Source organism: Erythrobacter sp. (assembly GCF_030066995.1).
Lineage (GTDB): Bacteria > Pseudomonadota > Alphaproteobacteria > Sphingomonadales > Sphingomonadaceae > Erythrobacter.
Genome location: NZ_JASJAP010000005.1, coordinates 74,296 through 97,031, shown reverse-complemented (window position 1 = coordinate 97,031; position 22,736 = coordinate 74,296). Strand labels below are relative to the sequence as shown.

Annotated in this window: 24 protein-coding genes; 6 read left to right on the top strand and 18 right to left on the bottom strand. The window is 61.2% G+C overall.

The window, feature by feature from the left end; translation table 11 throughout:
* Positions 1-64 precede the first annotated feature (64 nt).
* The 6 genes from QNI87_RS12090 to QNI87_RS12065 form a co-directional block, all read right to left on the bottom strand.
* On the bottom strand, positions 65-427 hold the full coding sequence (locus QNI87_RS12090) for a hypothetical protein (protein ID WP_300596830.1): 363 nt from the start codon (positions 425-427) through the stop codon (positions 65-67).
* Positions 418-1,932: a terminase TerL endonuclease subunit gene (locus tag QNI87_RS12085; protein ID WP_300596828.1), complete on the bottom strand. Its 1,515-nt coding sequence runs from the start codon at positions 1,930-1,932 to the stop codon at positions 418-420. The genes QNI87_RS12090 and QNI87_RS12085 overlap by 10 nt, the downstream gene beginning before the upstream one ends.
* 220 nt (positions 1,933-2,152) lie before the next feature.
* The gene (locus QNI87_RS12080; RefSeq protein ID WP_300596826.1) at positions 2,153-2,929 is read right to left on the bottom strand and encodes a helix-turn-helix domain-containing protein; all 777 of its coding nucleotides are present in this window, start codon (positions 2,927-2,929) and stop codon (positions 2,153-2,155) included.
* A gap of 4 nt (positions 2,930-2,933) precedes the next feature.
* Entirely contained in the window at positions 2,934-3,827 is an 894-nt protein-coding gene (locus QNI87_RS12075; RefSeq protein WP_300596824.1) for a hypothetical protein, read from the bottom strand.
* Positions 3,824-4,213 carry a hypothetical protein gene (locus QNI87_RS12070; RefSeq protein WP_300596822.1) on the bottom strand — a complete coding sequence of 130 codons (390 nt, stop codon included), beginning with the start codon at positions 4,211-4,213 and terminating at the stop codon, positions 3,824-3,826. The genes QNI87_RS12075 and QNI87_RS12070 overlap by 4 nt, the downstream gene beginning before the upstream one ends.
* Before the next feature lie 152 nt (positions 4,214-4,365).
* Complete coding sequence (locus tag QNI87_RS12065) at positions 4,366-4,542, bottom strand: helix-turn-helix domain-containing protein (RefSeq protein ID WP_300596820.1); 177 nt, start codon at positions 4,540-4,542, stop codon at positions 4,366-4,368.
* 107 nt (positions 4,543-4,649) lie between these two features.
* Between QNI87_RS12065 and QNI87_RS12060 the strand changes: the two genes are divergently transcribed.
* From QNI87_RS12060 to QNI87_RS12050, 3 genes are all read left to right on the top strand, one after another.
* Entirely contained in the window at positions 4,650-5,408 is a 759-nt protein-coding gene (locus tag QNI87_RS12060; protein WP_300596818.1) for a hypothetical protein, read from the top strand.
* Positions 5,408-6,502: a site-specific integrase gene (locus QNI87_RS12055; RefSeq protein WP_300596816.1), complete on the top strand. Its 1,095-nt coding sequence runs from the start codon at positions 5,408-5,410 to the stop codon at positions 6,500-6,502. Before QNI87_RS12060 ends, QNI87_RS12055 begins: the two co-directional genes overlap by 1 nt.
* Positions 6,503-6,676: 174 nt before the next feature.
* Positions 6,677-7,561 carry an LOG family protein gene (locus QNI87_RS12050; protein ID WP_300596814.1) on the top strand — a complete coding sequence of 295 codons (885 nt, stop codon included), beginning with the start codon at positions 6,677-6,679 and terminating at the stop codon, positions 7,559-7,561.
* Between the two features lie 9 nt (positions 7,562-7,570).
* Here the strand turns inward: QNI87_RS12050 and thiD are convergent, their stop codons facing one another.
* A complete protein-coding gene (gene thiD, locus QNI87_RS12045) occupies positions 7,571-8,392 on the bottom strand; it encodes a bifunctional hydroxymethylpyrimidine kinase/phosphomethylpyrimidine kinase (RefSeq protein WP_300596812.1) in 822 nt (273 codons plus the stop codon).
* 9 nt (positions 8,393-8,401) lie between these two features.
* Positions 8,402-9,739 carry a phosphoglucosamine mutase gene (gene glmM, locus QNI87_RS12040; protein WP_300596810.1) on the bottom strand — a complete coding sequence of 446 codons (1,338 nt, stop codon included), beginning with the start codon at positions 9,737-9,739 and terminating at the stop codon, positions 8,402-8,404.
* A gap of 149 nt (positions 9,740-9,888) precedes the next feature.
* Between glmM and QNI87_RS12035 the strand changes: the two genes are divergently transcribed.
* Positions 9,889-11,112, top strand: coding sequence for a cation:dicarboxylase symporter family transporter (locus QNI87_RS12035; RefSeq protein WP_366146185.1), 1,224 nt, complete (start codon positions 9,889-9,891; stop codon positions 11,110-11,112).
* Here QNI87_RS12035 and QNI87_RS12030 read toward each other — a convergent pair.
* Positions 11,109-11,741, bottom strand: coding sequence for a sigma-70 family RNA polymerase sigma factor (locus QNI87_RS12030; protein ID WP_300596808.1), 633 nt, complete (start codon positions 11,739-11,741; stop codon positions 11,109-11,111). The two genes, QNI87_RS12035 and QNI87_RS12030, sit on opposite strands and share 4 nt — an antisense overlap.
* On the bottom strand, positions 11,741-11,962 hold the full coding sequence (locus tag QNI87_RS12025) for a NepR family anti-sigma factor (protein WP_300596806.1): 222 nt from the start codon (positions 11,960-11,962) through the stop codon (positions 11,741-11,743). Before QNI87_RS12025 ends, QNI87_RS12030 begins: the two co-directional genes overlap by 1 nt.
* A 186-nt stretch (positions 11,963-12,148) precedes the next feature.
* Here QNI87_RS12025 and QNI87_RS12020 point away from each other — a divergent pair, with 186 nt between their 5' ends.
* Positions 12,149-13,852, top strand: a complete 1,704-nt coding sequence (locus QNI87_RS12020) for a CHASE domain-containing protein (protein ID WP_300596804.1) — start codon at positions 12,149-12,151, stop codon at positions 13,850-13,852.
* Here QNI87_RS12020 and QNI87_RS12015 read toward each other — a convergent pair.
* A complete protein-coding gene (locus QNI87_RS12015) occupies positions 13,849-14,649 on the bottom strand; it encodes a response regulator (RefSeq protein WP_300596802.1) in 801 nt (266 codons plus the stop codon). The two genes, QNI87_RS12020 and QNI87_RS12015, sit on opposite strands and share 4 nt — an antisense overlap.
* 334 nt (positions 14,650-14,983) lie before the next feature.
* Positions 14,984-16,183 carry an N-acetyltransferase gene (locus QNI87_RS12010; RefSeq protein WP_300596800.1) on the bottom strand — a complete coding sequence of 400 codons (1,200 nt, stop codon included), beginning with the start codon at positions 16,181-16,183 and terminating at the stop codon, positions 14,984-14,986.
* Positions 16,184-16,341: 158 nt separating this feature from the next.
* Between QNI87_RS12010 and QNI87_RS12005 the strand changes: the two genes are divergently transcribed.
* A complete protein-coding gene (locus QNI87_RS12005; RefSeq protein ID WP_300596798.1) occupies positions 16,342-17,427 on the top strand; it encodes a fatty acid desaturase in 1,086 nt (361 codons plus the stop codon).
* 39 nt (positions 17,428-17,466) lie between these two features.
* Here QNI87_RS12005 and QNI87_RS12000 read toward each other — a convergent pair whose 3' ends face one another.
* From QNI87_RS12000 to phaP, 6 genes are all read right to left on the bottom strand, one after another.
* A complete protein-coding gene (locus QNI87_RS12000) occupies positions 17,467-17,985 on the bottom strand; it encodes a GNAT family N-acetyltransferase (RefSeq protein WP_300596796.1) in 519 nt (172 codons plus the stop codon).
* Positions 17,982-19,079 carry an LPS export ABC transporter permease LptG gene (gene lptG, locus QNI87_RS11995; protein WP_300596794.1) on the bottom strand — a complete coding sequence of 366 codons (1,098 nt, stop codon included), beginning with the start codon at positions 19,077-19,079 and terminating at the stop codon, positions 17,982-17,984. The genes QNI87_RS12000 and lptG overlap by 4 nt, the downstream gene beginning before the upstream one ends.
* A 34-nt stretch (positions 19,080-19,113) precedes the next feature.
* Positions 19,114-20,367 (bottom strand): LptF/LptG family permease, encoded by a 1,254-nt coding sequence (locus tag QNI87_RS11990; protein ID WP_300596792.1) that lies wholly within the window; start codon positions 20,365-20,367, stop codon positions 19,114-19,116.
* Positions 20,368-20,528: 161 nt separating this feature from the next.
* Positions 20,529-21,035 (bottom strand): DUF427 domain-containing protein, encoded by a 507-nt coding sequence (locus QNI87_RS11985; protein ID WP_300596790.1) that lies wholly within the window; start codon positions 21,033-21,035, stop codon positions 20,529-20,531.
* Positions 21,036-21,045: 10 nt separating this feature from the next.
* On the bottom strand, positions 21,046-21,447 hold the full coding sequence (gene clpS / locus QNI87_RS11980; RefSeq protein WP_300596788.1) for an ATP-dependent Clp protease adapter ClpS: 402 nt from the start codon (positions 21,445-21,447) through the stop codon (positions 21,046-21,048).
* 231 nt (positions 21,448-21,678) lie between these two features.
* Entirely contained in the window at positions 21,679-22,584 is a 906-nt protein-coding gene (phaP, locus tag QNI87_RS11975) for a TIGR01841 family phasin (RefSeq protein WP_300596786.1), read from the bottom strand.
* Between the last annotated feature and the right edge of the window lie 152 nt (positions 22,585-22,736).

The window sequence follows — 22,736 nt, the reverse complement described above, 5'->3', positions numbered from 1 at the left end:
CCGCAGAGCCTTCCAACGCGGCCCGCGAGTGATGCGCTTCGAATGGCGGACATGATCCTTGCGCCTACGCATTGGTCACGCCCAGTTCGTAAAAGATAACCTCGCCATCGGGTGCGAGCGGGGTAATCTTGCCGATGTTGTATTCAGTGCCGCCGATGCGGATGCGGTCTGAGGTTTTCGGCTCGATGGTCAGCCCCTCGACCGAGAGAAACACCCGCCGGTCATCAATCTCGATGAACCCCGCCGTTATCAGCTTGAGGTCCACGGCATACGTCGCGGTCAGGATGGTGCAGGGATATTCGGTATCGACGCCTGGGATAGGCTCCCCGAACGCATTCTCGCCGCCGGGGCCAGCCCGTAGCAGCGTTGCCGTTTGCCCATGTTTCTTGATGAGCCGCGATGCAGTTCTGGGTTTATCTAGCCCCATGCGAGACGCCCTCCCTTGTGTTGTGGTCTGCCCATGATGCGAGAGGCTTCCGCGACCGCGAGGACAGCCGCACACGCCGCGTCGATGCGCCCCATCGAGCGCCCTTTCACGATCTTGGAGTTCCCCGCCGGGTCGATGAAAACCGCCGCCTCGCCAATCGCATGGCGCAACAGGTAGCTTTCAGAGACATGCAAATTGCCGTCGAAGATGTAGCGCCGGAACCGCTCGACATCCTCGCTGCCATCTTTGAAGCCCATGCCGCGCCAGACCACGGGCGAACGATTGCCCAGTTCGGTGAGCGCATCGCCAAGCTGCGATTGCTTGAACCGGTCTCCGACAATCGAAGCGATGGTTTCACCTTCGACATGGGCCAGCACCCGGCGCATCCAATCGGCCGGCGGAACCGTCTTGTTCCCCATGAGCGCGAGTTCGCCGCGCTTGTGCATCTGGGAATAGAGGTCGCCAACGCTATCGGCCTGCCCGCGCGCTTCCAGAGTCGGAACCGTGCCCACCGCTGCCCATGCTTCCAGCCTGCCAGTGTCAGGCCAGAGATAGGCGACAGCGCTCATGCTGGCAGTCTCGCCAAGGTCCAGGCCGATAACGACTTGGCCTTGCCGGGGTGGCAGATTGTCAGTCTCGCAGCCCAGCCATTCGTTCAAGTCTAGCAGCGCATCGCGATTGTCTTCAGACACACGCTCATTGCGCGAGAGCAAACGGAACCGCGAAACCGCAGAGCCGCCCCGCGCCAGAACAAGCGCTGCATCCTCTTTCAGGCGGGTAAGCGTCGGGCCGATCCCGTATTTGCTGCCGGGGTTGGCGATAACCAGACTGTCAGCGTCATCGACGGGCAGGTTCGGTGTGGGCCTATGTTCTTGCCGATAGACGCCCGGTGCCTCGCGATCGAGCCAGAGCGAAAGCGGGTGCATGTCGTTCGGTGCCGATGTCGAGATAATCAGCGCCTTGCCATCGCGCTTTGACAGGCCGGTGAGCAATGCCGCCTCAAGTTCATCGCCTTGCGCAAGCGGCCAGTGCCCGCGTTCATCCAGCACGGCCAGAGTCGGGCTTGAGCCCAGCGCGCTTTTACCATCCGCCGATATGGCCTTAATCAGGTGCGGGCCGTTGCCGTCATCATACTGAATTTCAAAACGGGGTTGCCGCCGGACCGTGATGTTCTCGCGGGTCTCATCGGGTAGGGTCTCGATGAATGAGACGGCATATTGCCAAGCGATGCGGGCCTGTTCTTGAGTGCGGGCCGCGATGATGATCTCGCGCTCTTTCGCATCCGACCACGCGCCCAGCAATTCACCGACGCAGAGCATGGCGCTCAGGCTCGACTTGCCGTTACCGCGACCAACCGAGAGGACGCCCACGTTCACACCATCGGCAAACGCGCCGTCGATGAACCTGTTTTGATACGGTGCCAGCTTGACGGGCTTACCCGCGAGCCGCCCGGTCGGGACCACGAGGCTCTTGCAGAACCGCTTAACGAGGGTGGCGGTCTTCATCGGCCACCCCCTGTTTGTGTGAAAATAAATCTCCCGCCGCCGGTCCCAGGGGTATTCTGAAACCGGGGCATTGGGACCAAATTGATGATGTCGCTACCAGCCGACCAGAGACACTTGCTCATGCTCTTGACCATACGGCATTATGCAAATAAACTCAATATTTACAGGTGTTTACATCTATTGCCGATGAGTGCTTTCGTCTGCCGATACGTTCCTGATACTACGCCAGTGCATCCGCTAGGCGGGCGCGGTGATGATCGGGCAGGTTCTTGCCGTTCACAAACTTGCTGAGTGTGCCGCCGGGGATGTCGAGCGTGTCGGCAAGGCGTGATTGCTCACCCGGCTCACTCGCCTGTAGGTGCTGCACCAGACGTTCCCGCAATTCGCCCAGAAACGCCCCCGATGTAGGATTGGCTTGTTTCCGTGCATTTGTTTCCAGTTCCGCTTCGCCCTCCCTCTGGTAAATTATTTGTGGACCAATATTTGAGCCACCCCCAGAATTGGAAACGTGGCTTGTTTCCGTCGAATGGGTGTCAGGAATTGAGCCAGCTTGTGTCCGGCTACACATGCAACTGTCAGAATTTGAGCCGGATGGTGTCAAAATTTGCGCCTGAGAATTTCCATGTTTCCACTTTTCGAAGTCTCGGGTCGGTGCAGACGGATTGCATCCCGGCGCTGCCACCCATGTCAGGCGATAGGTCGCTGCCAGTAGATTATTGCGATTGAACGCGCCCGGTTTTGTCTGAGCGATAAACCCATGCTCGATGAGTTCGGCTAGGCACCGCTTCACAGTGTTGCGAGAAAGGCCGGTTTCCTTCGCGCCCGTGCGTTCGCTGAAATAGAGCTTCCCGTTGCTCTGGCCATCATCGAACCGGGCAAGCGCGATCAGCACTTTCACCGCGTTGCCGCTCAGGTCGAGCCATGCTTCGGAGCCGGTGATTGAGTGATATAGCCGGATATGGCGCGGCTCTTTTTTGCGCCTGTATTTGTCTGCCACGGGTTCACGATCCCTTCCCGGTCGGGCGTTGCTGCAGGGTTGCCAAGGCATCGAGATATTCGCGCGCGCTCGCTTCCTCGATCTTGGCCATCTGCACCGCGTCGGTCGGCAACAGCGCCTCTATGTTTTGGCGTAGCAATCGGCGAAGCTGCGAAGCGGGGATGGCCTCGGCTTCAACCGTCTCGGTGATATGGCGGGCGCGGCGCTCGCTCGCCTTCCTGGGCTTTGTGGGCAAGTCCCAAGCGTCGATCTGGGCCTCGGTGACTGCCAAGCGCCGGAAGTCGATAAAAACGTCCTCTTCCAAATGCTCAATCAGCTTTTGGTGAATATCTTGGTCGATCAGGACGCCTGCCGGGTCATAGTCGCCAATGTAGAGGATAACGGCATCCCGGCCTTGCGCCATGCGCCGGATATACTCAGCGCTCTGATACGCCAGCGTCATCGAAGTGAAGCCGCCCGCCGGGTATAGCGACACTGCAAAGGCTTCGCAGTCGGCTTGGATCACGCCCGCGATTGAACGGCTTTCGCACCATACCTCGCAGTAGGCATCGGCATTGCGCCAGACATCGGCACGATAAGTTCCTGCCACCGCGCGCAGGAAGTCGCCCTCATCGGAATAAGTCTCGACGTGATAGCCGCGCCGGGTGGCATCGCTTATCCACCAGTAAGGAAGCGCACCGCGCCGCCGTAGTTCGGCAACGCGGTGCTGGACTTGAGTGTATCCCTGTTCGGTCTTTTCGACAGGTTCGGGCAATCGCGGGTCGGTCATGCGGTAAAAGACATGCCGAACCGATTGCGGATGATCCTCGCCCAGGACATCGAGAATCTGTTGCTCAAGCTGTTCGACTTGCTCTTTTGTCCGCCGCCGCCGTTTTATCGGGCGGGCCTGATAAGTCATATGCCCTCGTCAGGCTCGCGCCCGTCATGCTCGCAGCCGCCGGGATCGGCAATCGGACAGCCGGGGCCATCAGCAGGGACTTTCCGGGCCGTGTAGGCGTCCTCATCATACTGCCCCGCCGGGTCATCTTCCTCGGCATCGTCATGGTGCCAAGCCATACAGTGCCCGTGCAATCCGAGTTGCGAAGGCGCATTGCCCCAACTCGCCTGTTCGGCGTCGGCATCGTCCTCAAGGTCTGGGTCGCCATCGGCAAGGTCCAAGCGCTCGATGAGCCGGGGCGTGAATTTGGCACCGATGCGAAACACCGTCGCCAGCGCCTCGGTCAATTCCTCGTATTCGTCACGCGGTATCACAATGCCGCTGTTATGATGCAGGACGCTACCCATGCCGCGCCTCCATCATTCGAAGCCAGCGCAAGCGATTGCGCATTTCCGCATTTGCTTGAAGGCGAGGGCGATAACGGCTAGTAAGGGCTTCGAAGTTACCAGCTTCAACCGAAGCCCTCTGAGCCTTGCTCAGGGGGTTTTTGCTTTCCATGTCACACCGCCTCCGAACGGAAGGCCGCATCCAGTTCGGACTTGCGGAAGTAGAGTTTCCGTCCCTTGCGAATGACGGGCAGCAAGCCCTTTTCAGTCATGTTGTAAATCGCGCGGGGCGTCTCCCCGGTGTAGTCTGCCGCAGCTTTCGCACCCGACAGGAGGTCATCAGCAAGCATAAATCAATCTCCATCAAATGGGATACAGTTATCTCCCTCTCTCTCAATGGGCTTGCATCGAATCCTTGTCAAGGGCTAGGGCTACATCTGTATCCCACGGAGTCCCGATGAAACTCACTTTTGGCCAATTAGAGACGACCCTGGCGAACCACCTCCATATCCACCCGGATAAGGTGCCGACGCTGCGCTCGCGGATAAAGCAGCTTCAACGCCTGCAATTCCCGCCGGGTGTAAATGTCGGGCGAGGGGCAAAAATGGAGTATTCAGGCGAGCACTTATTTATGCTCGTTTCGGCGTTCGAGCTTATCGGGTTCGGTTTGCCCGCGCAGGCGGCTTGCAATCTGGTCAATACACACTGGAACGTGCTGGCCGGTGGATATGGGCTTGCCGCCCTACAGGCTCGCAGACCTTCAGAGGATGAGGCTCAGCATGTGCTGGCCGTGCTATGGGTTCGCTCGCTGCACGACATACAGTTCAATCCAAGTTGGGGCGATGTCGAAGCATCATCGCTAAAAGTTGCCGATGAGCGCGCGGCTATCCGCGAGTTAAAGTCATATAAATTCGACACGAATAACACTCGGCTCATACTCTCAGTCGGCAAGGTTTTGGAGCGTATCCTCAACATCGCGAAAGAGCGAGCGGGTGTAGACGGCGCTTCAATTTACGACGATGAATTTCATGGGTGGCTCCCTCAGGGCGAAGAAACTGGCTTTGATTTCGCTGATTATTATCCCGACCGAAGCAATCTGAAGATGCGAACCCGCCTGCAACAATTCTATGGCAGCGATCCCAACAGCTTGACACCTGAGGGCGCGGAGGAAGCGCGCGCATTTGTCGAAAATGACTATTCGTGGATACCTTTTTGATGGCGATACGTAAGCGCGAATGGACCGCCCCGAACGGAACCGAAAAACAGGCATGGCTCGTCGATTATCGCGATCAGGCCGGGAAGCGCCGGTTCAAGCAATTCGCCCGCAAAAAGGACGCGGAAGCGTATGAGTTGAGCGCGCAATCCGAAGTGCGCGCGGGTGTCCATACCGCCGACAGCGCATCAATCACTGTAGGCCAAGCGGCTGATAACTGGCTTGCCAGCGTGAGGGCGCTCGACCGTGAGCCGACTACGGTTGCCGCATATGAGCAGCACGTGCGACTCCACATCAAACCCAAGTGCGGGGGCAGGAAACTATCGCAGCTTACCGCCCCGATGGTCCGCACCATCACAGACGAATGGCTCGATGAGTTATCGCGGCCCATGGCGGTTCGGGTGTTGCGCTCGCTCAAGGCTCTTATCACCACCGCCCAGGAACGCGGACAGGTTGCCCAGAACGTCGCTCTGGCGGTGAAGCTGGCCAAGTCATCGAAGGATCGGGGCAAGGTGCAGATACCGTCCAAAGCAGTCTTGCGGGCAATCCTGAAAGCCGCCGATGGTCAGAACCACCCGAAGGGCAGGGCGCTCGTTTATCTCGCTCTCTATAGCGGCATGAGGGCATCCGAATTGCGCGGACTGTCATGGTCTGGCGTCGATCTGCAAGCGGGCAAGGTCGAAGTCTATCAGCGCGCGGATGCAAAAGGCCGGATCGGCCCGCCCAAGTCTGCATCTGGCAATCGCACTATTGGCCTGCCCAGCGCCGCCGTGAAGGCGCTGAAAGAGTGGAAGCTGGCCTGCCCGTCCCATGGCCTCGACCTCGTTTTTCCCAGCGATAAGGGCAAGGTCATCTCGCATCGCGGGTTGATGCAAGTTCTCGAACCCGTGCAACAGGATGCCCAGCGCGTCACCATGCACGATTTCAGACACGCCGCCGCGAGCCTGTGGATTGAGCGCGGCCTAAATCCAAAGCGGGTGCAATACCTCATGGGGCATGGCTCAATTCAGGTGACTTTTGACACCTATGGGCACCTGTTCGAGACCGAGGACGCCGACGCCGACGCGATGGAAGCGGCGCTGTTTGCGGAAACCTAGGTGCAACATCGATGGAACATGGCAGCGCCCAGGCCAGCTTTCCGTAGCGTCGGAAAAGGACTCTGACTCCGTCAATTGAGGTTCGAATCCTCACGGGGCATCCAGCGTCTCTCTTTTGCACTCCCCCTCCATCGTGGCTTGCCGCCCGCCGCGCCCGCGCCTAGACGCTGCCGGATGACTGACACGCATACCGACCGGGAGCTGACGGACCGCAAATTCTACCGTGCGGGTGAGGAGAGCCGGTTCGCCGAAGAAGCTCCCGACCGCACTCCGCAAACCGAGCATCCCGCCTACAAGCTGGCGTTTCGCGACACGGATTTCCTGCTGCGGGACGAATTGCGTCCGGTTCGGTTCCAGCTGGAATTGCTCAAACCCGAAATGCTGCTTGATGAAGCGCGCGTGGGCTCAACGCTCGTCATGTACGGTTCGGCCCGCATCCCGGCGCCCGAAGAAGCGGAAGCGCGGATCGAGGCTGCCAAGGGCAAGAGCGAGTTCGAACAAAAGGTCGCCGAGCGGCTGGCTGCCAAAGCCAAGTATTACGGCGAGGCCTACAAGCTCTCGCGCATGGTGTCGGAGAAGGCCATCATTGAGGATGGCAAACGGCAGTTCGTCGTTACCACAGGCGGTGGTCCTTCGATCATGGAAGCGGGCAACCGCGGGGCCAGCGACGCGGGCTCGGAGAGTATCGGTCTCAACATCATCTTGCCGCACGAGCAGGCCCCCAACTCCTATGTTACGCCCTACCTTTCGCTCAACTTTCATTACTTTGCGCTGCGCAAGATGCACTTCCTGCTGCGCGCGCGGGCCGTAGCGGTGTTCCCCGGAGGCTTTGGCACTATCGACGAACTCTTCGAGTTGCTGACGCTGGTCCAGACCGGCAAGATGAAGCCCTTGCCCATTCTGCTTTTCGGTCGCGATTTCTGGGAGCGTGTGATCGATTTCGAGGCGTTTGCCGAGGAAGGGACGATTTCGCAGAAGGACCTTGACCTGTTTCATTGGTGCGAGACGGCGGAGCAGGCGTGGGCGCATATCGCCCAGTTCTACGAGCTTGATCGCTAGGCCTGTCCACTAGTCGGCAATCGAGCGCACCGCCTGATGGCCCAGCGGGCCGTTGCCCGCGCCAAAGCCGGGGGCGGCCTCGATTGCGCGCAACACGAAATTGCGTCCCAGGCGCACGGCGTTCTCGATCCCTTGTCCGTGTCCCATAAGGGTGGCGATGGCTGAGGAAAGAGTGCAGCCGGTGCCGTGGGTGTGGGCGGTGTCAATACGCGTGTGTTCGAAGTAACCGGGCTCCTTTCCGGGCCGGACGAGGATATCGATGATTTTCGCATCGGCGGTGTGCCCGCCCTTGGCGAGCACCGCCGCGCCGGTTTGTTCGCACAGTTCCTCAGCCGCTTCGATCATGTGATCGCTGGTCGAGAGCGACCGCCCGACCAGGTGTCCAAGCTCGGGCAGGTTTGGAGTCAGGAGCGTCGCGATCGGAAACAGGTTGTCCCGCAATGCGGCGATCGCCTCCGGGTCAATGAGCGCCGCGCCGCTGGTCGAGATCATGACCGGATCAAGGATAATCGGCGCGCCCGTGGGGAGCGAGCTCAAGGTCAGGGTCACTGCATCGATAATCTCCTTGTCATGGAGCATGCCGATCTTGACCGCGTCCACGCCGATATCGCCAAGGCAGGAGGTGATCTGCCGCGCCACGACATCGCCGGACATCGGCGCGATGGCCTGAACGCCCACGCTGTTCTGAGCAGTCACGGTGGTGATCGCGGTCATCGCGTAGCCGCCCAGCATGGTGATCGTCTTGATATCCGCCTGAACCCCGGCGCCGCCCGATGAATCCGATCCGGCGATGGACAATACCCGAGGAGGAACCGGCTTCGTGCCCGCCATGCTAGGCCCTCACGCGGCCGCTCGAACCGCTTCGCAAACCGCGTCGACAACGCGTTCCACACGGGTCGAATCGTCGCCCTCGGCCATGACGCGGATGACAGGCTCCGTGCCAGAGGGGCGAATGACGAGCCGACCATTGCCGTTGAGTTCGGCCTCAGCCGCCGCGATGGCGTGCTGGACACTGTCCGTCTCAAGCGGTTGGCCGCCTTCGTATCGCACATTCTTCAGCAATTGCGGGACCGGGTCGAAGAGGTGGAGGATCTCGCTGGCAGGCCTGCCCGAGCGCACGAGGCTTGTGAGCACTTGCAAGGCGGCAATCGTGCCGTCGCCCGTCGTTGCGTGGTCCAGCAGGATCATGTGCCCGGATTGCTCGCCACCGACGTTGTAGCCGCCTTCCTTCATGCGTTCGAGGACGTAACGGTCGCCGACCTTGGTGCGCTCCAGCGTCAGTCCCAGACCTGCAAGATAGCGCTCAAGCCCGAGGTTGGACATCACGGTCGCAACAACCCCCCCTCCGTTCAGAGCCTCGCGATTGTGCATCCGCGTGGCAATCAGCGCCATGATCTGGTCGCCATCGACTTTCTTGCCTTTCTCATCGACGACGATCAGCCGGTCCGCGTCGCCATCCAGCGCGATACCGATATCCGCGCCTTCGGCGACGACGCGAGCCTGAAGCGCTTCGATGGCCGTAGAACCGACGCCATCGTTGATATTGGTCCCATCGGGGGAAACGCCAAGCGCGACGGTCTCGGCGCCAAGCTCCCAGATCGCTGACGGCGCGACCTGATAGGCCGCGCCGTGGGCGCAATCGACCACGACCTTCAGCCCATCGAAGCGCACATCGGATGGCACCGATGCCTTGACGGCGTGAATGTAGCGGCCTCTGGCATCCTCGATGCGGCGCGCGCGCCCAATCGCTTCGGCGGGGGCGAGAGGGATATCGGTTTCCATCAGGCGTTCGATCTCCGCTTCGCCTTCATCGGAGAGTTTGAATCCGTCGGGGCCGAAGAGCTTGATCCCGTTATCGGCAAAAAGGTTGTGGCTGGCTGAGATCATCACGCCCAGATCCGCGCGCATCTCGCGCGTCAGAAGCGCAATGGCCGGGCTGGGCAGCGGGCCGGTCATGATTACATCGACGCCGACGCTGGTGAAGCCAGCCACCAGCGCGCTTTCCATCATGTAGCCCGAAAGGCGGGTGTCCTTGCCAATCACCACCCGGTGGCGGTGCCCGCCGCGCACGAAATGCCGACCGGCTGCCTGGCCCACCTTCATCGCGGTCGCCGCCGTCATGACGCCGTTATTGGTGCGCCCCCTGATCCCATCGGTGCCAAAAAACTTTCGTGACATTGGCGGTGATTATTCCTTCGTGGCCCCCAGGTTTGTCAGCCGCTTCTGACGCGGTTATCGGCAGAAGGAAAGAGCACGCAGCGGGAAGGCCCCATTTGACACAGATACCAGCGACAAGCACTCCATCCGCTGCCAAGGGTCGATTTGAATTGATCGCCATCAAACTGCCGGTCCTGGCGACCTTTGCGGGATTGATACTGGGCTTGGGGCTGGGGGTGGTGTCCTCCGGCTTGCCCTTGCCCACAGAGCTGATCGAGACCGTCGAGCTCATCGGAACGCTGTGGCTCCGGGCGCTTCAGATGACCATTATCCCTCTGGTCGCGAGTCTTCTGGTTCTTGGACTGTCGCAGATGGTCGATGCGGCGCGCGCGGGCGCGGTTGCGCAGAGATTTGTCGCGCTTGTTCTGGTCGTCGCGGTGGCGGGAGGGGTTTTTACAGCTCTGGTCCTGCCCCTCGCGCTGGACGCCTTTCCTATACCCGAGAAGGCGAGCGGGTTTCTGGCGCAGGTGCCGCAGGATGCTGGAGAGGTGCCGAGCATCCTTGAGTTCCTGAAATCGCTCGTCGCTCCCAATATCATCGCGGCGGCTAGTGAGACCGCGATGTTGCCGCTGACGGTCTTTTTTGCGTTGTTCGCCGTGGCGATAACGCGCTTGCCATCGGATCAGCGAGAGGTTCTGCTCGGCTTTTTTCACGCTGCGGCCAACGCCATGCTCCAGATCATCGGCTGGGTGCTCTGGATCGCCCCGGCGGGCGTGGCCGCGCTCGCCTTCGGCGTTGGCCTGAAGAGCGGCGGCGGGGCGTTTGCGGCTCTCGTCCACTATATCGTTCTGGTCTCTGCCATGGGCGGCTTCATCCTCGCTTTGGCGTACATCCTCGCCTTGGCGCTCGGACGGGTTGGAATATCCCGGTTTGCCCGCGCTGTTCTGCCCGCCCAGGCGGTGGCCGTTTCCACGCAGAGTTCGCTTGCAAGCCTGCCCGCCATGCTGGACAGCGCTGCGCGCCTGAACTTGCGTGCAAGCACGGCGGAATTCGTACTGCCGCTCGCCGTGGCGATCTTTCGTGCAACCAGCGTGGCGATGAACCTGGCGGTCGCGCTCTACGTGGCCGCGCTTACGGGCGTGGAGGTGTCGCCGGCGCTGATTGCTATCGGGATCGCAGTTGCGGTCATCATCAGCGTGGGCTCGGTCAGCCTGCCGGGTTCGATCAGCTTCGTCGTCTCGATCGGGCCGATCGCGCTTGCCATGGGTGTGCCGATTGAACCGCTTGCTTTGCTAGTGGCGGTGGAGATGATCCCCGACATCATGCGCACGCTCGGCAACGTGACGATGAATGTCGCGGTTACATCCGTCGTGGACCGCGCCGCCAGCGATTAGCTTTTGGCGGTCTCACCTTTGCCCGCGGCAACGTCGTCCAATTCTTCCAGGATCGCGCGGTGCGCTGTGTCATCGTCCACAGAGCGCTGTGGGATCGCGCCCTCAGCCAGCATCGTGTTGAGCGCGGCGCGAGCGCGACCCACCCGGCTCTTGATCGTGCCAACCGCGCACCCGCAGATATTGGCCGCTTCTTCGTACGAAAATCCGCCCGCACCCACCAGCAAAAGCGCTTCTCGGCGCTCGGGTGGAAGGGTCAGCAAGGCGCGGTGCATGTCGGACAGGTGAATCGGCTCTTCCTGGCCCGCCGGCGCTGTCAGGATGCGCTCGGCGACGCCTTCATCGTATTCGCCGCGAAAGCGGTTGCGCCGCATGTCCGTGAGGTAGGCGTTGCGCAGAATGACGAAGGTCCAGGCGCGCATGGATGTGCCCGGCTCGAACCGGTCCTGCGCGGCCCAGGCTTTCAGCAACGTCTCCTGCACCAGATCGTCGGCCATATCCGGGCGCCCGCATAGACCGCGCGCAAAAGCGCGCAAATGCGGGACGACATCTGTCAGTTCCTTTTTGAAGGCGGCTTTCTCAGCGGGGGTCCTCTTGGGGGGAGCTTTCTTGGCTTTCTTGTCTTCCGCCATCAGGTTTGAGCCTCGCCGGAGCCGTCGGCCTCACATTCCCCGAGGTCGGTTTCGTCTCCGTCGAGTTGGTCAAGCAAGTCCTTGAAGGCGTCGGGCAGAGGTTCGTCTACGACGGAATCGTAAAGCTGGCGCAGACCATCGGCCCAGTCGGGCCGCGGCGAACCGGAAGCGCTTTCCCGCTGCCCGGGCGATGGGTCGCCAGAAGATGCGTCGGTTGACATTGAACGCTTTCGTGACCTCGGATCCCTGGCCGCGTCCCTTCGACGCGGCCTATGCCCTTTGACGGATGTTGCGCGCGCTGTCCATTGACGCGCTATCCGTCAACAGTGTGGGAACGATGGCGGCGATTTTTGGTTCCGTGCACACGGAGCCTACAGATCAGGACCAGGACGGCGAACGGCGTTTTTATGAAAGACGAAGCGGCGGCACCCCATCTCGCTGAAGCCAGCGATGGCCCCCGCGCCGCGCGCGGAAAGATGCGGCGCTGGCTGGTCAGCTATCCGCGCGCGGTGCCGCTCGCCATCTTCATCGCCATCGCCGCGATCACCGCGCTCAGCGTCTTTGCCATGGAAAGTAACGCCCGGGCGCGCGAGGAAGCGCAGACCCGCGAGGTGGCGCAAGCGATCGCTTCGGCCCTTGAGCGCCGGGCGAACAATTTCGCGTCCTATCTAAGAGCGGGAGCGGCCCTCTTTTCAACCACGCAGAATGTAAAACCCGATACGTTCCAACAGTTTGTGAGTGAATTGAGACTGGATCTCGATTATCGCGGGTCAGAGGGGATCGGCTGGGTGACGGTGCTTCCAGCGCGCGATGCTGCAGGCTTTGTCGAACGCCAGAGTTTGGAACAACCCGGCTATCCGGGCCTTCGTCCGCCCCTGAACGCCGACGCGGAAATAGTGGCGCCGGTCACCTACCTTTTCCCGGACACCAAGCGAAATCGGCGCGCCCTGGGTTTCGATATGTATTCCGAACCCGTGCGCGAGGCCGCCATGGGCGAGGCGCAGCGGACGGTCCAGCCGACCGCTTCGGCCCGGATCGTGCTCGCTCAGGAAGGCGCTGGCGATGCGCCCGGCTTTGTAATCTTCATGCCGGTCTTTCGGCAGATACCGGGTGGAAATCGGGTCGATCGCGCGCTTGCAGGCTTTGTCTACAGCCCGTTCAGCGCCAGCCGGTTTCTCGACGCCGCGATGGAGCGCGTGGCGCTGCAATCCTACGGCGTGCGTCTTTACGATGGGACGGCCCAGACTGGGCACCTGCTGGTCGCGCATTCGCTTTCCGATGGAGGAGGCACACGTGTCGAACAGCCCGTTACAGTCGCCAATCGCCAGCTTCTGCTGGTTGTCGAGGCGCCCGAAGGCGCGACGCTCGATACGCTTTCCATGACCACGCTTGTGTTCGGACTGACGCTTGGGAGTCTGTTGATGTTGCTTGCGCGTTTGCTCACTCAACAGGCCTTCGAGGACCAGGCGCGCCTTGCCTTCTTCGAAGAGCAGCACTCCATTCGCAACTCGCTGACCCGCGAGCTCAACCACCGGGTCAAGAACACGCTGGCCAATGTGCTCTCGATCATGTCGCTGACCCGCCGTCGGTCAAACGATCTCGATGACTTTGCCGACAGCCTGGAGGGGCGGATACGCGCGCTTTCGGCCACGCACGATCTGCTGACCGGTACCGACTGGGGCACTACCCCGTTGCGCTCGGTTATCGAAGCGGAGCTGCAGCATTTTCGGGCGGGCGGAGAGCACATCGTCAACATCGATGGCCCGCCTGTCGAACTGGCGCCCAATGATGCGCTGTCCTTCGGCCTTGCTGTGCACGAGCTGGCCACGAACGCGGCCAAGTTCGGCGCGCTGAGCGTGCCCGAGGGGCGGGTTTCGATCTACTGGACCTTGGTGGACGATAAGATGGTCGAGGTCGAGTGGCGCGAGCATGAGGGGCCCGAGGTCCAGTCCGAAAGAACGCGAGGCTTTGGCACCGAACTGATCGAGAAGATCGTCGCGCACGAACTCAATCATCCCGTTCTGCTCGAATTCGAGCGCGAGGGGGTGCGTTGCGTCATGCGTGTGCCGGTCCGAAGCCGCAGGGGCTTTCAGATCCGTCAGGACGCCTAGATCGGGCGGCTCGACCCGAAAAACAGCGCCTGACTGATTGCCGCGCGGACCGTCTTTTCCTGGAAGGGCTTCGTGACGAGATAGGTCGGCTCCGGGCGATCTCCGGTCAAGAGCCGCTCGGGATAGGCGGTGATGAAGATCACCGGCACGCTTCCAATCGCCAGGATGTCGTCCACCGCGTCAAGACCCGAGGAACCATCGGCCAGCTGGATGTCGGCGAGGACGAGACCCGGCTGAGCTTTTTCAACCGCATCGACCGCTTGTGTGCGAGTGGCCGCTGTCCCGCTGACCTCGTGACCAAGCCCTGTGACCAGGTCTTCCAGTTGCATCGAAATAAGCGGCTCGTCCTCAATGATCAGCACCGTGGTGGCCTGTTCACGATCGATTTCGTTAACCGCTTGCGCGACGAGCGCTTCGACTTCGGCGGTCGACAGGTCCATAATCTGCCCCGCCTGAGCGGGCGAAAAGTCCTCCAGCGTTGTCAGAAGCAGAGCCTGACGATTCAACGGTGTGATCGCTCCCAACCGCGCCTGAGCGCCGGCTTCGTGTTCACTTACGGAAAGAGAATCCGTGTTCTCCGGCGTCGCGTCCAGAAACGCGCTTGCCCACACTTTCTGGAACGCCCGGTAGAGCGGGATCCGACCGCCTTCGAGAGATTGCTTGAGCTCCTCATCGGCCAACGCGGCCTCAAGTGTGGCGCGAACGAAAGCGTCTCCGGTGGCTTGCGATCCGCTAAGTGCCCGAGCGTAACGGCGCAGAAACGGAAGATTGGCGGCTACGTTTTGCCCAAGGGCCATGAACACCTCGTCTGATGCGCTTTGCGACTCGAATTGAACGCGGCATAGCGCCTGAATTCGCCTGCGTCGCCCCCGATCGACCAGAGCGCTTGCCGACAAGTCCTTATTGGTAATCCAGAAACCGGTTCGCGGCGCCTTGAGAAGTTCTGGTCAATCCGGGCCTCGGTCAGCCGAAATCGGCGCTTCCACCAAAAAAAATTTTGCATGGCGGGAACCGCTATTCGGGCGGCGCATTTCTATCTTGTCACCGCCGAGACCCCCCCTCCCGTCCAAGCGGCTGGTGATACGATCCCGAAAGGCCTCCACTCCTCCCGAGTGGAGGCCTTTTTTCTTGTCAGCGATCAGAATTCGCTCCCGTTTGAGCCTGCAAAGACTTCTCGAAGATCGCGTATTCGCGGTTTTTCTGGCTTCCTATTGTGTCCGCGATGGCGAGCATTCCCTGATTGTCCGCAAGGATCCATCCAATCTCCCCGCGTTTTGAATTATACAGCCGTGTGGCCTCCTTGCGGATTGTGCTGATCATCATGAAGGCGAGCTGGCTGGCAAGACGCGTGTTGTGCATTTCCTTCAGCACACCCATCAGCGGGACGCGCATTCCTGAACCCACCGGCTTTCGCAGCCATCGCAGCATCGAAATCCAGCCAAACGGAAAGAGCTTTCCGTTAATGCGGGAGAGGACGTAGTTCACATCAGGGAAGGTCAGCATGAACGCCACGGGCCGTCCGTCGACCTCGGCGATCATGTTGAGCTCCTCATGAATGATCGGCTTGAGCTTCTTGCCCGCGTACGCAACTTCGGCGGGGGTGAACGGAACAAAGCCCCAGTTTTCCGACCACGCGTCGTTCAGGATGGAGAGCACAACCTTGACCTCTTCATCCCAGCGCGATTTCTGTACGCGGCGCACGGAGATGCGTTGGTTGCGTTCGCCCGACTTGACGATGCGCTGCACCAGCGGCGGAAAGTCGTGGCTTATGTCGAGATCGTAAGTGGCCAGGGTCTGAGCGCGTTCGTAGCCGGCGTTCTCAATCCACCCTGCATAGTGTGCGGGATGATGCCCCATCATGATCATGGGCGCGTGGTCCTGCCCCTCGACCAGCAGGCCCGGCTCTTCCCAGATCGACATGGACACCGGTCCGAGCGCCCGGGTCATGCCGTTTGCCTGCAACCATTCTTCCGCCGCATCGAGCAAGGCCCTTGCGACCATCTCGTCTTCGGCGTCGAAGTAACCGAAGAATCCCGTTCCGGGCCCAAACCCTTGTTCGACGGGCGTTTCAAGCGCAAGTTCGTCGATATGCGCGCAGATGCGGCCCACCGCTGCCGCGCCCCTGTAGGCCAGAAAGAACTGCGCGCGCGCGTGCCCGAAAAACGGGTTTTTTGCTGGATCGACCAATTCAAGCTGTTCGCTGCGGATCTGGGGCACCGAATGCTCAAGACGAGCCGCAAAGGCGCGTCCCAGGTCCACGAAGGCGGCGCGCCCCTTTTTCCCACTCACGGGTTGAACGGTGATGGGTGCAGAGGAAAGTGAAGCTGTCACGCGGTGCGCCCCGTATATGTTTGCGTCTGGACGCGTCTTGTCTTGCCGCGGCGGCGTCCGCAACCCGATATAGCGGTTTTCCCGATCACTGAGTGCATCACGCGCAATTGGCAAAGATGGGCCGTCTGGGGTAAGGGCGGCGTCAAAGGTTAAAATTGATGGACATGCAAACCTCTTCGCTCTCAGCTCCGGGGAACCCCGTGCGTCCGAAGCGCGCGGATTTCCAGACGTCGGATGACAAGGCGATGCTGCGCGCCGCGCGGGACCTGACGCAAGGCCTCGGCCACGCGCGCCCGGAGCTTTATTGGCCCGACATGCTGATATCGAGCGCGGTCGGCTACGCCGCTATCGCTACCGCGATCCTTTCGTCGAGCCTTGTTGTCGCTGTCGCTGCGGGACTGATCGGCGCCCTCGCTCTCTACCGCGCGTTGATGTTCATTCATGAGCTGACGCATATCCACCGTGACGCGCTTCCCGGGTTTCGGACCGCCTGGAATCTGCTCGTCGGAATTCCTCTGCTGACGCCAAGTTTCATGTATGAAGGCGTGCACACCATTCACCACAAACGCACGCAATATGGAACGGTCGAAGACCCCGAATACCTTCCCCTTGCTTTGATGAAACCGTGGAGCCTGCCGCTCTTTGTGATTGTCGCGTTGCTTGCGCCCATAGCGTTGCTTGTGCGCTTTGCCGTTCTGGTGCCTCTTGGCGTGCTGTTTCCGGCGCTTCGGACCTTCACCTGGGAACGGTTCTCCTCTCTGTCGATCAATCCCGACTTTCGACGCAAGGCGCCGACGGGCGATTTTGCGAAGCGCGTCCTGTGGCAGGAGGCCGGGGCCAGCGTGTGGGCGCTGACCCTGCTTGCCAGCGCCTACTTCATCGGTTGGCGCCCGCTCGTAATTGCCATCGCCATTCTGTCGCTGACCGCGCTGTTGAACCAGTTGCGCACGCTGGTGGCGCATTTGTGGGAGAATGACGGCGAACCGATGACTGTGACCGCGCAATTCCTCGATAGCGTCAACGTCCCACCGCCGGGCGTTATGGCGGAAATCTGGGCGCCGGTGGGTCTGCGCTATCACGCGCTGCACCACCTTATGCCGTCCATGCCGTATCACGACCTGCCCGAAGCGCATCGGCGTTTGGCCCGGGAGCTTGGCACCGGCTCGACCTATCAGGGGGCGAACCATCCGGGCATGTTGACCCTAGTTGCGCGCATTGCGAAAAGCACGATGGGGAAACGGTGAGCAGTAGCCGCGCGGTCAGCGGTCGCCCTGGCGCTTCGATCAATCCAGAAACGCGATCATCGCGCAGCGCCTGTCGGCGGGCAGACCGTGGTCGGCTTCCACCGCGAGTTCGCCAGCAAGCCGCGGGTGCGCGTCGAGCGCGGTTACCTCTTCGAACCCCAGCCTCTCATAGAATGGCGCGTTCCAGGGCACGTCTCGAAACGTGGTGAGAGTGACCGCGTGAAACCCCGAATTGCGCGCGTCGATCAGGCACGCGCGCAGCAGCCCCGCGCCGATGCCGCGCCGTTGGAAATCGGGATGGACGTTGAACTCCCAGATGTGAAGCTCGCGCCGGAACGGTTCGTTGACGAGGAACCCGGCCATGGCGTCCCCGACGCTCGCGACGAGGCAGTGCCCCTTGCGGATGTAACGTTGGAGCCTTTCGACCGAGACGGTGTGCGTCCCGGCCAGCCCGGCAAGGCCGTCTACACGCGCGAACATCGCGCCGGCGGCCGCTTCGATCGCGGGCATGGACTCCGCGTCCTCAGGCCGGGCGAGGCGAAGCGACCAGTCGCTCATTCCTCGGTCCGGATCAGGACGGTCTCACCTACTAGGAAGAACAGAAGAAACGGCGCCCAGGCGGCAAGGAAGGGAGGGTATCCGCCAAACGAGCCCATGGCGAGGGCCGCGTTGTCGACCACGAAATAGGCAAAGCCCAGCCCCATGCCGATGATCGCGCGCACAAACAGCTGGCCCGAGCGCGCAAGGCCGAACGCCGCGATCGACCCCAGCAAGGGCATCAGCAGCGCCGAAAGCGGCCCCGCCAGCCGGTGCCACCACTTGGCCTTGAGCTCCGAGGTCCGGCGGCCCAGCGCTTCGAACGCGCTGATCGTGTCGCCGAGCTCGAAAAAGCTCAAGGCGTCGGGGTCGGTCGACTGGACCCGCAGACGCTCCGGCGTCAGCGATTGCCCGACAACCATGGTGTCCAGCTCCTCGACTTCGGCCTCGCCGACATCGAAACGCACAGGGTTCGCGAGCCGCCAGCCCGGATCTGCAAAGGTCGCCTCGCTCGCCTTGACCCGCTCAAGCACGAGACCGCCGGGAGCCCGTTTGTACCAAGTGACGTTGTCGAGCGTCGTTTCCTTGCCCGATCCGACCAGAGAGGTCGCGGTCAGAATGTTATCGCCCTCGGTAAAGTACACATTCGCGCGCACGCCGCTGTCCTGCGGTATCCTGCCGTAATCGACCGCCTCCCAGGCCTTTAGCGTGCTGTTGGCCCGCGTGACGATCCGTTCGTTGAAGGTGAAGCTGAGCGCCGAAACAAGCGCGGCTGTCAGGAGCAGAGGAGCCAGCACTTGATGCGCCGAAAGGCCCGAGGCTTTCATCGCCACCACTTCCGAGTTCTGGTTCAAAGTCACCAGAGTAATCAGTGTTGCAAGGAGCACGGAATAGGGCAAGAAACGCGACACAAGCTGAGGCACGCGCAAGGTGACATAGCGCCAGATTTCCGCCTGGCCGTTGCCCTCCGGCGTTAGGATATCGCCCGTGCGGCTCAGCAGGTCGAGCATCATCAAGACCAGCACCAGCATGACGAGCACGGCCAGAATGCGCACCACAAACATCTTGGCCAGGTAAAGGGTGAGTGTGCGCGAGGGGAAAAAGTCGAGCTGCATTGGTCAACGCGTCCTAGAGGAAACTCGGCATCACCTACTCAGCCGGAGCCAACGAGGGTGAACTGGGATCGTCGTCCTCTTGCAAGGTGGAATTGGCGCGGCGCCCCCCGAACAGCTTGGCGAGCTTCTTGGTGGCTTTGGCAAATCCCTTCTCAAGCCATCCGATCGCCTGCCCCCCGGGGACATACGCCACCTGGTAGAACATCCAGAGGATAAGCGCGGCGAAGGCGAAGAAGGGCCCCCACAGGGCCAGGATCGGATCAACGAGGCCAAGCGCGGCGACGTCCTCTCCGTACTGGTTGATCTTGTGATAGGCGACGACCAGCACAATCGAGACGAACACACCGAGCGCGCTGGTCGATCGCTTGGGCGGGATTGCCAGGGCCACCGCAAGGAGGGGCATCAAGAGCATCATCACCACTTCAACCAGGCGAAAGTTGAAACTCGCCTGGCTTGCGTCGCGCTCTTCCTCGTTCGATTCCTCGCTCCAGCCGATGCGCAGCAGTTCGGGCAGGATGTATTCCCTTGTCGCATCGCCGCGCTTTCTGAACTCCTCGATGGCCGGCAGGTCGATGGGCAGATCGTGCCGACTGAAACTGAGCACGCGCGGTGTCTTGCTGCCGGTGTCCTGCACGATGGTGCCTTCGGTCAGCCGCAGAATGATCGTGTCCGGGCTGTCGCTGGTGGCGAGAAAGGCGCCCTCGCGCGCGCTGATCGATAGCGTTTGTTTGCGCTTGTTGGTCACGCGCGCAAAAATGCCCTTGAGGCGGCGTCCATCGTCTTCGCTTTCCTCGATCCGCAGCGCCATACGGTCCGCCAGCGTCGTGAACTCGCCGACCTTGATCGAAGCGCCCAACGCGCCCGAGCGCAAATCGTATTCCATCTGCTCGTAATAGTACCGGCTGATCGGCTGAATGTAGAACACCAGGGCAACGTTCACCGCGATCAGCACCAGAGTGATGATGTACGGCACGCGCAGAAGCCGCCAGTATGACAGACCCACCGCGCGCATCGTGTCGAGCTCTGACGAGGTGGCCAGCTTGCGGAAGGCGAAGAGCACCCCCAACAGCAGGCCGAGCGGGATCGCAAGGCTCGCGTATTCCGGAATCAGCGCGCCCAGCATCTTGAACACCACATCGACCGGTCCGCCTTCGACCGCAACAAAATCGAACAGGCGCAACATCTTGTCGAGAAGCAGCAAGGAAGCGGCGAGCGCAAACACACCCAGCATAGGCATGATGACCAGCCGGAAGATGTATCGGTCGACACTTGGAATTGCGCTTGTCACAAGCTGGTCCTTGGCCCTTGCTGCAGACGTCGATAGGAACGGGTATGCGGGACACCTGGCCCTTGCAGCGGCTCATAGCGCCAAACGCCTCCTCGGTCATGGGGTTCTTTGTGTCACCAGGGGGGGCGACAGATCTGCGGCTGATCGAGACCGCAGCGCGCTTACCAGAAGCGACTGCCCGGAACGCCCTTGAAGGGTCCGGCTTCGTATTGGCTGATCCAGCCGCCGTAAAACTGACCGGGCTGCGGTGTGATCGGCTCGCCATCGGCCAGACACTGGTCAAGGGGATCGGGATAAAAGGCGAGATGATCGCGAACGCTGGCAAAGCTGGGCGTCGGCTCGGGATAGGACCAGGCCCCCGCCACGATCAGATCGTCGTCGATCCGGATATCCCAGTAGCGGGCCTGGCCTTTCCACTCGCAGATCGTGCGCCGCGGGTTCGGCGTCAGATATTCCATCGCGATATCGTCTTGCGGAATGTAATAGGTCGGCGGGTGACTGGTTTCGAGCGTGCGCCAGGCGCGCTGGCTGTCCACGAGCGCAACCCCGCGATGGATGATCTGGATGCGGCGCTCGGTTCTTTCCGCGATGGCGGGTCGGGGGTAGTCCCAGACGCTTTCCTGACCGGGCCCGACGGGATCGGGCTTGGGGTGGCCAAACGCGCTCACGCGGCGGGGGTCACGCTTTTTCGAGCGTGCATTGCAGCGGATGCTGGTTTTGACGCGCGAAGTCCATGACCTGGTTCACCTTGGTCTCGGCCACCTCGTAGGGAAAGATGCCGCACACGCCGACGCCCTTCTGGTGGACGTGCAACATCACGCGGGTCGCCTGTTCGAGGTCCATCGAGAAGAACCGTTTTAGCACCATCACGACGAATTCCATCGGTGTGTAGTCGTCGTTGAGCATCAGCACCTTGTACTGACTGGGCTTCTTGGGCTTGGCCCGTGTTTTGGTGGCGATACCGACTTCGCTGTCGGAGCCCTGATCCTGATCACCATCCGCCGCGAGCGGGCGAGCGAGCGCGGGAGCGATCGGGCTCGGACCGGAGCGAACGGACGGGATGGGAGGGATGGACGCCATGGCCTTGTATTATGGGATTCGTTTCGCTCTTCGCAAGGTGCGGCGAGCGCGGAATTGTATCGACGCAGGTGAGAAGCTGGCCGACGCGGTGAAGCCGTCAAGCGCCTTAAAAGGAAGGGGCCGGACAACCAGTCTTGGCTGTCCGGCCCAGCGCTGTAGTCAGCGCGCTTTCGTGAACCGGGTTTTGGGAGAGAGAGGAGAGGCCCGGCTCAGAAAAAGGTTTCCCAAGGCTTAGGCGGCCTTGGTGATCTTCTCGGCCGCGACACTTACGCGGTTCGAGATCGGCGCGAAGGCGTCGTTGTAGAGCTTCACCCACGCTTCGGTGCGCTGTGAGCCGTATGAAACGACGGCGTCGAAGTTACGGCGCGCGAGTTCACCCTGAAGCTGCATCAGCTCGGTGGGCGACTTCACGGCAGCCATCTTCTTGGCGTCTTCGGTGACGGTTTCGACGACGGTCTTGCCGGTTTCGACATTGTCCTTCACCAGTTCCTGAGCGCCGGCAAAGAAGATCTTGCCGCTCTCGACGACAGCGTCGACGTTGGCCTTGTTGAATTCATTCACTTCGCCAGCGAACTCGCCGGTCTTCGCGTAAGCGGTCTTGAGACGCTCTTGCATGTCGGAGGCCATTTCCTTGGCCTGGGCGGTGATGTCGGTCTTTTCAGCGGTTGCCATGATCGTATCCTTAAGTTTGGTGACGGGGTTGCTTTTCGTGTTGACGGTCTTCTTCGAGGCAGCTTTCGCCGGAGCCTTTTTCGCCGACGCGGTCTTGGCCGCAGTTCTGGAAGAGGTCTTGGAAGGGGTCTTTACCACGGTCTTCTTCGCAGCCGTGCGCTTGTCGGGCGTCTTGCGCGCCGGCGCTTTCTTGGCCGGAGCCTTGCGTGTCGAGGCGGACTTGGCCGCTGTCTTTTTCACTGGAGCCTTCTTGGCAGGCGCCTTCTTTGCAGCGGTGGTTTTGGCCGGAGCGGCCACGGCCTTCTCGACCGCCTTTTCGCTCACCTCAGCCTTTGGCGCGTCCGACTCGACCGCGTCCGCGACCTTCTTGGCCGTGGTCTTTCCACTCGACGCTTTCTCGGCCGCTTCGGCGTAGGCCTTTTCAGCGGCGGCATCGATTTTCGATTTCGTGTTGGCGTCAGCCATGGTTACCTCGTGTCATGTTGCGCTGCACAAAATACGGATCATGAGCGGGAAGTCAAGCGATTTTGTGCAGTGCACCATAAAAGGTGCGGACGCAGCAATTCCAGGGCTTCAAAAGCAAGTTGACGGTCTCGGAAAAACCCGCCCCCGGCTGT